Source organism: Arthrobacter sp. 9AX, from assembly GCF_902506095.1.
In the GTDB taxonomy this organism is placed as follows: Bacteria; Actinomycetota; Actinomycetes; order Actinomycetales; family Micrococcaceae; genus Arthrobacter.
Genome location: NZ_LR733293.1, coordinates 3,090,416 through 3,103,647, shown reverse-complemented (window position 1 = coordinate 3,103,647; position 13,232 = coordinate 3,090,416). Strand labels below are relative to the sequence as shown.

Annotated in this window: 9 protein-coding genes; 7 read left to right on the top strand and 2 right to left on the bottom strand. The window is 64.0% G+C overall.

All coding sequences use genetic code 11. The features are described 5' to 3' along the window. Positions 1-63: 63 nt before the first annotated feature. Entirely contained in the window at positions 64-1,290 is a 1,227-nt protein-coding gene (locus tag BACI348_RS14255; protein WP_159826821.1) for a DNA recombination protein RmuC, read from the bottom strand. Positions 1,291-1,392: 102 nt separating this feature from the next. Here BACI348_RS14255 and ychF point away from each other — a divergent pair, with 102 nt between their 5' ends. The 6 genes from ychF to BACI348_RS14225 all read left to right on the top strand — a co-directional run bounded on the left by ychF (position 1,393) and on the right by BACI348_RS14225 (position 10,067). Beyond that, positions 1,393-2,478, top strand: coding sequence for a redox-regulated ATPase YchF (ychF, locus tag BACI348_RS14250; protein WP_159826819.1), 1,086 nt, complete (start codon positions 1,393-1,395; stop codon positions 2,476-2,478). Between the two features lie 146 nt (positions 2,479-2,624). After that, entirely contained in the window at positions 2,625-4,394 is a 1,770-nt protein-coding gene (locus BACI348_RS14245; RefSeq protein WP_159826817.1) for an ABC transporter family substrate-binding protein, read from the top strand. A 280-nt stretch (positions 4,395-4,674) separates the two neighbouring features. Then, positions 4,675-6,360: a peptide ABC transporter substrate-binding protein gene (locus BACI348_RS14240; RefSeq protein WP_159826815.1), complete on the top strand. Its 1,686-nt coding sequence runs from the start codon at positions 4,675-4,677 to the stop codon at positions 6,358-6,360. A gap of 125 nt (positions 6,361-6,485) precedes the next feature. Beyond that, complete coding sequence (locus BACI348_RS14235; RefSeq protein WP_159826814.1) at positions 6,486-7,415, top strand: ABC transporter permease; 930 nt, start codon at positions 6,486-6,488, stop codon at positions 7,413-7,415. Continuing rightward, positions 7,405-8,349, top strand: coding sequence for an ABC transporter permease (locus BACI348_RS14230; protein ID WP_159826813.1), 945 nt, complete (start codon positions 7,405-7,407; stop codon positions 8,347-8,349). Before BACI348_RS14235 ends, BACI348_RS14230 begins: the two co-directional genes overlap by 11 nt. 11 nt (positions 8,350-8,360) lie before the next feature. Continuing rightward, on the top strand, positions 8,361-10,067 hold the full coding sequence (locus tag BACI348_RS14225) for a dipeptide ABC transporter ATP-binding protein (protein WP_159826812.1): 1,707 nt from the start codon (positions 8,361-8,363) through the stop codon (positions 10,065-10,067). A 75-nt stretch (positions 10,068-10,142) separates the two neighbouring features. On the opposite strand, the gene BACI348_RS14220 is transcribed toward BACI348_RS14225, so the two are convergent. Then, entirely contained in the window at positions 10,143-11,006 is an 864-nt protein-coding gene (locus BACI348_RS14220) for an SGNH/GDSL hydrolase family protein (RefSeq protein ID WP_159826811.1), read from the bottom strand. A gap of 272 nt (positions 11,007-11,278) precedes the next feature. Here BACI348_RS14220 and typA point away from each other — a divergent pair, with 272 nt between their 5' ends. Next, positions 11,279-13,207 carry a translational GTPase TypA gene (typA, locus tag BACI348_RS14215; protein WP_159826810.1) on the top strand — a complete coding sequence of 643 codons (1,929 nt, stop codon included), beginning with the start codon at positions 11,279-11,281 and terminating at the stop codon, positions 13,205-13,207. Positions 13,208-13,232: the final 25 nt, after the last annotated feature.

The following is a 13,232-nucleotide window of genomic DNA, read 5'->3' as shown; positions in this document are numbered from 1 at the left end:
CACAAGGAAAAGGGCCCGGCGACCAACAGTTGCCCGGCCCTTTCCCCTGTCAGCAAACTTGTCCTAGGCGGCCTCGTCCTGGCTCTGCAGTTCCGGGGCGGCCACGGCCCGCGGTGTGACGTCCACCAGCGGGGGAGTGGCCAGGCCGGACTCTTCGAGGGTGTTCAGCTTCCGTGCGGTGGGCAGGACGCGGGCTTCCAGCGTGCCCACCATCGAGTTGTAGCGGTCCACCGATGTCTTCAACGATGACCCCAGCTTGCTGACGTTCTCGCCCAGGGTTCCCATCCGGTCATACAGCTGCCGGGCGAGGTCGAACAGTTCGCGGGCACTGTCTGTCAGGACGTCCTGCCGCCAGGTGAAGGCAACGGACTTCAGCACCGCCAGCAGGGTGCTGGGGGAGGCCAGGACCACATTCCGGGACAACGCGTGGTCCAGGAGTTCGGCGTCGGCGGTGAGGGCGGCAGCCAGGATGGACTCGGCCGGGATGAAGCAGATCACCAGCTCCGGGGAGTTGCCGGGAATGTCCCAGTACTTTTTGTTTCCGAGTGCGTCCACATGTGCCCGCAGCGCTTTGGCGTGCGCGGCCAGGAGCGTTTGCTGCGAGCGGCGGTCGATCCCCGAACCGGGCCCGGCCAGCCCCGCCCGGGACTCATGCGGCCCCAGCTCCTGGGCCTCGAGGTAGGACGACAGCGGCACCTTGGCGTCAACCACCAGCTGCTTTTCGCCGGGCAGCTGGACTACAAGGTCGGGGCGCACGGACGACTCGCCGCCAGTGCTGTGGACCTGCTCGACGAAATCCACGTGGCGCAGCATGCCGGACGCTTCCACCACGCGCCGCAACTGGACCTCGCCCCACTGGCCGCGGGCACTGTTGGACCGCAGCGCGGACTCCAGGGCGTGCGTGGACCGGATCAACTGCTCGTCCGAGAGCCTGGCCTCCTGCAGCTGCTGGGCGAGCTGGCCGTACTGTTCCAGCCGGTCCCGCTCCAAAAGCGCCACCTGCTGCTGCACTGCCGTGAGCTTCTCTGCCACGGGCGCAAGGGCACGCAGCACGCTGCCGTCCTGGGACCGTGATTCGCCCAGCTCCCGGTTTTGTGCCGCCAAAAGCCGCCGCTCGGCGTCGGCCGCTGCGAACTGGGCGCTGACCTCCGAAAGCCGGGACGAGACGGCGTCGAAGTCCTCCTCCACGGCGCGGGTGCTTTTCCGGAGCACAAAGTACGTGGCCGCAGCGCCAGCCAGGGCGCCCAGTAACAGCATGAACAAAGCCAAAATCAACGCGAATGCATCCATGTGCCCACTGTCGCACGGGGCTCCGACATTTTTGCCGAAGCGACATTTCCGGCCGCCGTCGCCGAACCTGCATGATGCCCGCTGCGGGTAGAATCAATGCTCGTGGCTCTTACTATTGGCATCGTCGGACTGCCCAACGTCGGCAAATCAACCCTCTTCAACGCACTGACCCGCAACCAGGTGCTGGCAGCGAACTACCCGTTCGCCACCATCGAGCCCAACGTGGGCGTTGTCAGCCTGCCGGATCCGCGGCTCCAGCAGCTCGGTGAACTCTTCGGCTCCCAGCGCGTCCTGCCCGCAGCCGTGTCCTTCGTGGACATTGCCGGCATCGTCAAGGGCGCCAGCGAGGGCGAAGGCCTCGGAAACCAGTTCCTGGCCAACATCCGCGAAGCGGAGGCCATCGCCCAGGTGGTGCGCGTCTTCGACGACCCGGATGTAATCCACGTTGACGGCAAAGTGGATCCGCGCTCGGACATGGAGACCATCAACACTGAACTGATCCTCGCGGACCTGCAGACCATCGAAAAAGCCATTCCGCGGATCGAAAAAGAAGTCAAGATCAAAAAGCGCGAAGCTGCGGAGCTGAACGCCATCCTGGCCGCGCAGAAAGTGCTTGAGCGCGGCGACACCATTTTCTCCTCCATCAAGAGCGACAAACTGGAGATGGAGCACCTCAAGGAGCTCAGCCTGCTGACGGCCAAGCCCTTCATCTACGTGTTCAACGCCGATGAAGGGATCCTCGGCAGTCCCGGGAAGCAGGAAGAGCTGCGTGCCCTGGTCGCTCCTGCCGACTGCATTTTCCTCGACGCCAAGCTCGAAGCCGACCTCGTGGAACTGGACGAGGAAGAAGCCCGCGAAATGCTGGAAATGAACGGCCAGGAAGAGTCGGGGCTGGACCAGCTGGCGAGGGTCGGCTTCCACACCCTGGGACTGCAGACCTACCTCACGGCCGGTCCCAAGGAAGCACGCGCCTGGACCATCCACCGCGGCGACACGGCTCCCCAGGCGGCAGGCGTGATCCACAGCGACTTCCAGCGCGGATTCATCAAGGCCGAAGTAGTGTCCTTCGATGACCTCATCGATGCCGGTTCCATGGCTGAAGCCAAATCGCGGGGCAAGGTCCGGATCGAAGGCAAGGAATACGTGATGGCCGACGGCGACGTGGTGGAGTTCCGCTTCAACGTCTGACGCGTTTCACGCGGCGGCCGGCGGGTACATAAGGTACGTTCGTTCCAACTCCTGATGGGTTCGCCGGGGACTTTATCCTGACTACAGGAGCGTGCTCCCGGCGCTTTCGGCTGGACCGCCCGGGCAAAGCAAAACAAGGAGGCGGCATGCCGGTCAGGCGTCTGATGCAGTTCATCACCGCGGCGGCAACCGCTGCCCTGGTGCTTTCGGGCTGCTCCGGTGGCGAGGGCGGCAGCAGCACGCCCGTTGTTGCGGGGGAGGCCAAGCGCGGCGGAAGCGTCACCGTTGCCGAGGTCAATGCGTTCTCCTCGTTCAATCCCTACAGTGCCGACGGTAACACGGACATCAATTCGAAGATCGGCTCGATCACACACTCGGGGTTTTACTACCTCGACGATGCCTCCAAAGTGGTCCGGAACGAAAAGTTCGGACGCATCGAGAAGGTCTCCGATGATCCGTTGAAGGTTCGGTACACCGTCAACGAGGGCGTGAAATGGTCCGACGGCGACCCCATCGACGCCGGTGACCTCCTGCTGAGCTGGGCCGCGGGCTCGGGCTACTTCAACGATGCCGATCCCAAGGCCGGAACAGGAACCACCTACTTCACCACCGCTGCTGACACCAACGGCCTGGCAGGAACCGGCCTCCCCGGGATCGGGGAGGACGGACGGTCCATCACCCTGGAATACGCCGAACCGTACGCCGACTGGGAAGTGGCGTTCGACGTCGGCCTGCCGGCCCACGTGGTGGCCGCAAAAAGCGGCCTGAACGATGAGGCCGACCTCATCGACCTGATCAAGGCTTCACCCCGCGGGGACGTGGGGAAGCCTGCCGTTAACAGCGCCCTGAAGCAGGTCAGCGACTTCTGGAATTCCGGGTTCGACACCAAGTCGCTGCCCCCGGACCCCTCCGTCTACCTCTCCAGCGGCCCCTACATCGTCCGGGACATCGTCCCGGAATCGTCCATGAAGCTGGTCCGCAACCGCGACTACAGCTGGGGCCAGGAACCTTGGCTGGATGAAATCAACGTCCGGTTCACCGGCGCATTGCCTGCCGCTGTGGACGCCCTCCGGAACGGACAGGCGGACATCATTTCGCCGCAGCCCTCCGCCGAAGCAGACAGCCTCTTCGCCGGCCTGGCCGAGCAGGGCAACACGGTGGACCGCTACAGCCAAGCCGGCTATGACCATCTGGACCTGGACTTTTCCGGACCCTTTGCCGCCGAGGACGTCCGGAAGGCGTTCCTCAAGGCAGTGCCCCGGCAGGCTATCGTTGACGCCGTCGTGGGCGACCTCCTCCCTGATGCCAAACCCCTCGACTCCCACGTGTTCCTGCCGGGCCAGCCCAAGTACGCGGACACGGCGAAGAACAACGGCTCCGGTGACTACGCGGAGGTGGACATCGACGCTGCGAAAGCGCTCCTCAACGGCAGAACCCCCTCCGTCCGCATCCTGTACAACCGCGACAATCCCAACCGCGCCAAGGCTTTTGCCCTGATCCGGGACTCCGCGGCGCTGGCCGGCTTCCAGGTAGTTGACGCAGGCCAGGGCAGCGCGGACTGGGCGAAGGCCCTGGGGAGCGGCGGCTATGACGCGGCGCTCCTGGGGTGGCTCGGAACCGGGGTGGGCGTGAGCCGCGTTCCGCAGATCCTCCGCACCGGGGCGGGCAGCAACTTCAACGGATTTTCCGACGGCGACGCGGACAAAGTGATGGAACAGCTCGCCGGCACCACCGACCTCGCCAAGCAGGACGAACTGCTCGCCGAAATCGACAAAAAGGTATGGGAGAGTGCCTACGGCCTGCCGCTGTACCAGACCGTCGGCACGACGGCGTACAGCGCCCGCGTCACCGGGGTGAAACCCAGCCCGGGACCGCTCGGCGTCTGGTGGAATGTCTGGGACTGGCGCCTCGCCTAAAGGGCCTTAAAGCACCGCCGCTCCTCTAGTGGCGGGCTTCACACTTTCAATTCGCCGATCCGACTACCGGCGAGTAGCATGTGACTTGCACAACTTCCGTTCACCGACAAAGCCCTTGGAGCAGTCCGGTCACGGTTTGGCAACGGAGTACCAGTATCTGGACTTCGTGCAGTTAGGCTACTCGTATATGTAGGCTGCGTCACAGTCCAAAAGCTGCGTCTAGCCTGCGGGGAAGCACAATGATTCCCCTCGTTTTCTCCCACAACTCATAGGAGGCGGAATGCGTTTTGCGCGCACTTCCAAAGCACTGGGCATCGTGGCAATCGCCGCACTTGCCCTGACCGGCTGCGGCGCTGGAGGCGGCAGCAATGACGGTGCCAGCGACGCTGCCGGCGACCCGAACAAAGTCATCACTGCCTACAGCAACGAACCACAAAACCCGTTGCTGCCGGCAAACACGAACGAAGTTTACGGCGGCCGCGTGGTCGAGCTCCTCTTCGAGGGCCTGCGGACGTACGACGCCGACGGCAAGCCCGTCAATGCGCTGGCAGAATCCATCGAATCCGCAGACGCCCAGAACTGGACCATCAAGGTCAAGCAGGGCACCAAGTTCACCAACGGCGAGGCAATCACCGCCAAGACCTTCGTGGATTCCTGGAACTTCGCGGCCAACTCGAAGAACCTGCAGAACAACGGCTTCTTCTTCGAATCCATCGCGGGCTACGAGGAAGTCTCGGCAGTAACCACCGAGAAGTCGGCGGACGGCAAGACCACCACCACGCCGGCGCCCACCGCCGAAACGATGTCCGGCCTGGTGGCCACCGATGACTCCACCATCACCGTGAAGCTGGCCCAGCCCGAGGCTGACTGGTCGCTGCGCCTGGGCTACTCCGCCTTCTTCCCGCTTCCCTCGGCCGCACTCGCGGACCCGAAGACGTTCGGTGAGAACCCGGTAGGCAACGGCCCGTACAAGTTCGAGAAGGAGGGCGCCTGGGTGCACGACACCTCCATCGCCCTTGTCAAGAACGCCGACTACAGCGGTCCCCGCGCATCCAAGAACGGCGGCGTGACCTTCAAGTTCTACACGGATCCGGGCCCGGCTTACACCGACCTGCAGTCCGACAACCTTGATGTCACGGACGTCCTTCCGTCCAACGCGCTGAAGACCTACGTTTCCGACTTCCCGGACCGTAACGCCACCAAGGCCGTTGCCACGAACTCCACGCTGAACATCCCGCCGTACAACCCGAACTTCCAGGGTGAAGCCGGCAAGCTCCGCCGCCAGGCTCTTTCCTACGCCATCAACCGCGAGGAAATCGCGAAGGTCGTCTTCAACGGGACCCGTACCCCGGCCAAGGCTTTCGTCCCGCCGGTCATCGAAGGCTTCAAAGAAGGCCTGAAGGGCAGCGAAGTCCTCAAGTTCGACGCCGCCAAGGCCAAGGACCTGTGGACCCAGGCTGAGAAGATCCAGCCGTACGATTCCTCCAAGCCGCTGCAGATTGCCTCCAACACCGACGGCGGCAACAAGGAATGGATCGACGCTGTTGCCAACGGCTTCAAGAACAACCTCGGCATCCAGGCTGAAATCCAGCCGTTTGCCAAGTTCGCCGAAGTCCTGAACCTCCGCAAGTCCCAGGAACTGCCGGGCCTGACCCGTGCAGGCTGGCAGGGTGACTACCCGTCGCTCTACAACTTCCTTGGACCGGTCTGGGCCACGAACGCTTCCTCCAACTACGAGAAGTACTCCAACCCCGAGTTCGACAAGTTGCTCAAGGAAGGCCTCGCAGCCAAGAGCACTGACGAAGCAAACGACAAGTTCAACCAGGCGCAGGAAGTCCTCTTCACGGACCTGCCGGGCCTGCCGCTCTGGGATCAGGCACGCCCGATCGTATGGAGCAATAACGTTGTGAAGGCCGAAACCGGCTGGAACGGCAGCATTCTCTACTACAACGTCACTGCCAAGTAAGTCCCAGATCTAACTTGCCGCCAGGTGCATTGGGGGTCCGGTCACGGCCGGGCCCCCATTGGCTTGCAACGGCAGGAAGGCACCAATGAACCTGCATTCTTCCCAACCGGAAGGCTGGTGATCCCGTGGTCCGCTTCATTCTGCGCCGGCTCCTACAGGTGATCCCTGTTTTCCTCGGCACCACCCTTTTGGTCTATTACATGGTGTTCGCCCTTCCCGGCGACCCCATCGCGGCGCTGTTTGGCGACCGCCAGCCTCCGCAGGCAGTCATTGACACCCTGCGCAGCCAGTACCACCTCGACGAACCTTTCTGGGTCCAGTACGGAATCTTCCTGAAGAACCTCTTTACCTTCAACCTGGGCAACGACTTCACCGGCCAGCCCATCGCCGCAGCCCTGGCCCGGGTATTCCCCGTGACCGCCATGCTGGCGATCGAAGCACTGGCCATCCAGGCAATCTTCGGCGTAGCCTTCGGCGTCTTCGCCGGCCTCCGCCGCGGCGGCTGGTTCGACTCCACCGTCCTCGTGGCGTCCCTGGTGGTCATCGCTGTCCCTACGTTCGTCCTCGGCTTCGTGTTCCAGCTCGTCTTCGGCGTGCAGCTGGGATGGGCGAAACCGACCGTAGGCGCCAACGCCGACTGGGGCAGCCTCCTGCTCCCGGCAGTTGTTCTGGGGCTCGTGTCCTTCGCTTATGTGCTCCGCTTGACCCGCACGTCAGTCAGCGAGAACATGAACGCCGACTACGTCCGGACCGCCACCGCCAAGGGCCTCTCGCGGCCCCGGGTGGTCCTGGCGCACATCCTGCGCAACTCGCTGATCCCAGTGGTGACCTACCTTGGCGCCAACCTGGGCGGCCTAATGGGCGGTGCCATCGTCACCGAAGGCATTTTCAACGTTCCCGGCGTAGGCAACAAGCTCTACCAGGCAGTCCTCCGCAGCGAAGGACCCACCATCGTTTCCATCGTCAGCGTGCTGGTGCTGGTCTTCGTGGTGGCCAACCTGCTTGTTGATCTCCTGTATGCCTGGCTTGACCCGAGGATCCGCTATGACCAGTAATAACAGCCACTACGTGGCGCCCATCGAGGAAACCCCGCTGTTGGCAACCGATGCCGTCAAGACTGACCAGGCACCCCTCAGCCTGTGGGCGGACGCCTGGCGCAAGCTCCGCCGTCGTCCGTTGTTCATTATCTCGGCCCTGCTGATCCTGGCACTGACGGTTGTTGCCCTGTTCCCCGGCCTGTTTACGTCCGTGGCCCCCAATGAAGGCTGCGAGCTGGCAAATTCCGAGGGCGGCCCCACTGCCGGGCACCCCTTCGGCTTTACCTTTCAGGGCTGCGACATCTACTCCCGCGTCATCCACGGCACGCAAGCCTCCATGTCCGTCGGTATCCTCTCGGTGCTGTGCGTCCTGGTGATCGGTGTGACCCTCGGCGCCCTCGCCGGCTACTACGGCGGCTGGATCGACGCGGTGCTGGCCCGGCTGGGTGACATCTTCTTCGCCCTGCCCCTGATCCTCGGTGCGCTGGTCATCACCCAGCTGCCCCTGTTCCGCGAGAACAAAAGCGTCTGGACAGTCGTGTTCGTGATCTCGCTCCTGGCCTGGCCGCAGATGGCACGCATCACCCGCGGAGCGGTGATCGAGGTGCGCAACTCCGACTTCGTCACCGCGGCCCGTTCGCTGGGCGTGTCCAAGTTCGGCGCACTGGTCCGGCATGTGCTGCCGAACGCCCTCGCGCCGATCATTGTCCTGGCCACCCTGGAACTCGGCGTCTTCATCGTCGCCGAGGCAACGCTTTCCTTCCTGGGCATCGGCCTTCCGCAGAGCATCATGTCCTGGGGTAACGACATCGCAGGCGCGCAGGCATCCATCCGTACCAGGCCGGAGATCATGCTGTTCCCGGCCGCGGCACTGTCCATCACGGTGCTGAGCTTCATCATGCTGGGCGACGCCGTACGTGACGCCCTTGATCCGAAGAGCCGCCAGCGATGAGAGACAACGAGATGACAACTCCAGAAATACGCATCGCGGAGGCCGGCACCACGGGGATCAGGCCGCTGCTTGAGATCCGCGACCTCGCCATTACCTTCAAGACCAGCGGCGGCGAAGTCCAGGCGGTCCGTGATGCGCACCTGACCATCATGCCCGGCGAAACCGTGGCGATTGTGGGTGAGTCGGGATCCGGCAAGTCCACTACCGCGCTGGCCGCAATCGGTCTCCTGCCCTCCAACGGCCGTGTTTCCGGCGGCCAGATCCTGCTGGACGGCGAAGACATCGCGCATGCCCCCGAAAAGCGCATGATCGAGCTTCGCGGCAACACCATCGGCATGGTGCCGCAGGACCCGATGTCCAACCTGAACCCGGTGTGGAAGATCGGTTACCAGGTCCGGGAAACGCTGCGTGCGAATGGCCAGCCCAACGGTCCGGATGACGTCGCCAAGGTACTTTCGCAGGCCGGCCTGCCAGACGCCCACCGGCGTGCCGGCCAGTACCCGCACGAGTTCTCAGGCGGCATGCGGCAGCGGGCCCTGATCGCCATTGGGCTTTCCTGCCAGCCCCGGCTGCTGATTGCGGACGAGCCCACCTCCGCCCTCGATGTCACGGTGCAGCGGCAAATCCTGGACCACCTGGACACCATGACCACCGAACTGGGCACCTCGGTGCTGCTGATCACGCACGACCTGGGCCTGGCAGCGGAACGTGCCGACAAGGTAGTGGTGATGTACCAGGGCCGCGTAGTGGAGGCAGGGCCTTCCCTCGAACTGCTGCGGAACCCGCGGCACCCTTACACCAAGAGGCTTGTGGAATCGGCGCCGTCGCTGGCCAGCCGCAGGATCCAGGCCGCCAAGGAACAAGGCGTGGAAACTGCGGATCTGCTTGCTCCGGCCGCCGAGCCTGCAGCGGCTGACAACGTCCTGCAGATCCAGGACCTGCGGAAGGTCTACAAGCTCCGCCAGGGCCTGGGGAAATCCTCGGACTTCGCGGCCGTGGACGGCGTCAGCTTCGACGTCAAGCGGGGAACCACGACGGCGATCGTGGGGGAGTCGGGCTCCGGCAAGTCCACCGTGGCCAAGATGGTGCTCCAGCTGGAGAAGCCCACCGACGGCAGGATACTGTTCGACGGCGTGGACACCTCCGTCCTGAAACCCGCGGACCTGTTCAAGTTCCGGCGTCGGGTGCAGCCGATCTTCCAGGATCCGTACGGTTCCCTGGACCCGATGTACAACATCTACCGGACCATCGAAGAACCGTTGCGGGTCCATAAAATTGGTGACAAGGCCAGCCGGGAAAAGAAGGTCCGGGAACTGCTGGACCAGGTGGCGCTGCCCCAGTCCGCCATGCAGCGGTATCCGAACGAACTCTCCGGCGGGCAGCGGCAGCGTGTTGCCATCGCCCGTGCCCTGGCCCTGGATCCCGAAGTCATCATTTGCGACGAAGCGGTGTCCGCCCTGGACGTGCTGGTGCAGGCACAGGTGCTGAACCTGCTGGCAGACCTCCAGGCCAACCTGGGGCTGACCTACCTCTTCATCACCCACGACCTCGCTGTGGTCCGGCAGATCGCCGACCATGTCTGCGTGATGGAAAAGGGACGCCTGGTGGAGACCGGGTCCACGGATGACGTCTTTGAATCACCGCGGCAGGACTACACCAAGGCGCTGCTCAACGCGATCCCGGGCGCCAAGCTGATGCTTCCGCCGGAAGTGGCTTAGCAGCCCTTCCCTGTTGACCGGTTGGAGCCGGAGCCATTCGGCTCCGGCTCCAACCGGTCAAATACTGTGTTGCTGTCAGTCCTGGAACGAGTCGGTGCCGCCGCCCGTAGCCAGTGCCGGCGGCTGGTCCGATGCCGGCTTCCGCTCCAGGCCCAGGTCGCGGAGCCTGCGCTCCAGCAAGGTCCCCAGGACGCGGCGGCCGCTGGGATTCATGTGTACCGCGTCCGCCAGATCCTTTTCCAGGCCGTACCTGGTCAGCCAGTCACCCACGGAAACAAAGGGCAGGTTGTGCGCCGCTGCAACCGAGCCCAGCAGGGCATCGACCTCCGTGCGACGTCCGCCGCCGTTGGCTTCGCCCCGGGCCAGTGTTCCAATCATGGCAATCCGGGTTCCGGGGTAGCGGGCCTTGAGCGCAGCGAGCAGCCGCTCGGCGTTTCCGGTGATCCTGATGTCGGATGCCCCGCCGGCGGCGTCATTGCCGCCGCCCTGGACCACGATGAGCGCCGGAGTGCCGGAGGGCAGGAGCCAGTCGCCACGCAGGAGCGCATCAATGTAGTTGCCGGTTTTTCCGTTGGCGGAGACAAACCCCGTGCCGCCCCGCCCGCAGTAATAGACTTTGTATCCGGCCGCCTCCAGGCCCTGGCGGGGCCAGCCGTCCGAAGGTTCTGACTGCGAATCACCGATCAGGAGGACGGTCCGGCTGATGTCTGGAACCACGGCTTCGAGCCGCCCATTGGCTGGATTGAGGATGCGCGAACCGGCGGAAGCCTGGTTGACCACACCGGCCCCAGGTTGCCCCGAAGCGGCGGCCTGCACCGGGGAAACGGCAGAAGACCGGGCAGGCGTGGCGCAGCCGGACAACCCAATAAGGCTGGACACCGCCATGACGGCGGCGGCTCCGGACATGGAAGCACGGGTCCGGGCCATGGCTTTTCGCATGTGGTGTCTTTCAGGCTTGCATAAAGTGTCAGAGCAATCATGTGGCACGCATGCAGGAATAGCCAGTGATTTTGCTCACTAATCTATTCGCGTTGCGCAGCGGTGGAGCGGCCGCCCCACCTGCAGGCTGCCGGAAAATTTAGGCCTATTAATGCCACAGACGCTAGACTGGGGGAAGCAGCCCTGTGCAAAGGGCCTTATCCGTCGTGCGTTCCAGTTGGAAATGTCGCGATACAACAGCTGACTTTCACCACTGAATCGAGCCCTCACGCATGTCTGAAACCACCACCAACACCGCGGTAGCCACTGCATCGCGCAGTGACCTGCGCAACGTCGCGATCGTGGCCCACGTTGACCACGGCAAGACCACCCTGGTCGACGCCATGCTCAAGCAGACCAACTCCTTTGCCGAGCACAACCACCTCGAAGACCGCGTGATGGATTCCGGTGACCTTGAGCGCGAAAAGGGCATCACCATCCTGGCCAAGAACACCACGGTGGCCTACAACGGTCCGTCCTCCAACGGCGAGACCATCACCATCAACGTCATCGACACCCCCGGCCACGCCGACTTTGGCGGCGAGGTGGAGCGCGGCCTCTCCATGGTTGACGGCGTTGTGCTGCTCGTTGACTCGTCCGAGGGCCCGCTGCCGCAGACCCGCTTTGTGCTCCGCAAGGCCCTTGCCGCGCACCTGCCGGTGATCCTCCTGGTCAACAAGACCGACCGTCCCGACGCCCGCATCGACGAAGTGGTGCACGAGTCCATGGACCTGCTCCTGGGCCTGGCTTCCGACCTCGCGGACGAAGTTCCGGACCTGGACCTGGACAAGGTCCTCGAAGTGCCGGTTGTCTACGCAGCAGCCAAGGTTGGCCGCGCCTCCCTCGAGCAGCCCGCCAACGGCTCCGCCCCGGAGAACGAGGACCTCGAGCCGCTGTTCAAGGCCATCATCGAGCACATCCCGGCCCCCACCTACAACCCGGAAGGTGTCCTGCAGGCTCACGTCACCAACCTGGACGCTTCTCCGTTCCTGGGCCGCCTGGCACTGCTCCGCATCTACAACGGCACCCTCCGCAAGGGCCAGCAGGTTGCCTGGGCCCGCCAGAACGGCGAGTTGAAGACCGTCAAGATCACCGAGCTCCTGGCCACCAAGGCCCTGGAGCGCGTGCCGGCCGAATCCGCCGGCCCCGGCGAGATTGTCGCCGTCGCAGGCATCGAGGACATCACCATCGGTGAAACGCTCACCGACGTCGAGAACCCGCAGCCGCTGCCGCTGATCACCGTGGACGATCCCGCGATCTCCATGACCATCGGTATCAACACCTCGCCGCTGGCCGGCAAGGTCAAGGGTGCAAAGGTCACCGCCCGCCAGGTGAAGGACCGCCTGGACAAGGAACTGATCGGTAACGTCTCCATTAAGGTGCTCCCCACCGAGCGTCCTGACGCCTGGGAAGTCCAGGGCCGTGGCGAGCTCGCCCTGGCCATCCTCGTGGAGCAGATGCGCCGCGAAGGCTTCGAACTGACAGTGGGCAAACCCCAGGTTGTCACCAAGACCATCGACGGCAAGATCCACGAGCCGATGGAGCACATGACCATCGACGTGCCCGAGGAATACCTCGGCGCTGTGACCCAGCTGATGGCAGCCCGCAAGGGCCGCATGACCAACATGGCCAACCACGGAACCGGCTGGTGCCGGATGGAATTCATCGTTCCCGCCCGTGGCCTGATCGGCTTCCGCACCAAGTTCCTCACGGACACCCGTGGTGCCGGCATTGCGGCTTCCATCTCCGAGGGCTACGAGCCGTGGGCCGGCCCCATCGAGTACCGTACCAACGGCTCCATGGTCGCTGACCGCGCCGGTGTGGTGACTCCGTTCGCCATGATCAACCTGCAGGAACGTGGCTCCTTCTTCGTCAAGCCCACCTCCGAGGTGTACGAGGGCATGATCGTTGGCGAGAACTCCCGCGCCGACGATATGGACGTGAACATCACCAAGGAAAAGAAGCTCACCAACATGCGTGCAGCTTCCTCGGACACCTTCGAGAACCTGACGCCGCCGCGCGACCTCACCCTCGAAGAGTCACTCGAATTCGCCCGCGAGGACGAGTGCGTCGAGGTTACCCCGGAAGCCATCCGCATCCGCAAGGTCATCCTGGACACCAACGAGCGTGCCAAGGCCAACCGCGCCCGCGCCAAGGCTTAATTACCCCGTAGTTCCACAGAATGCC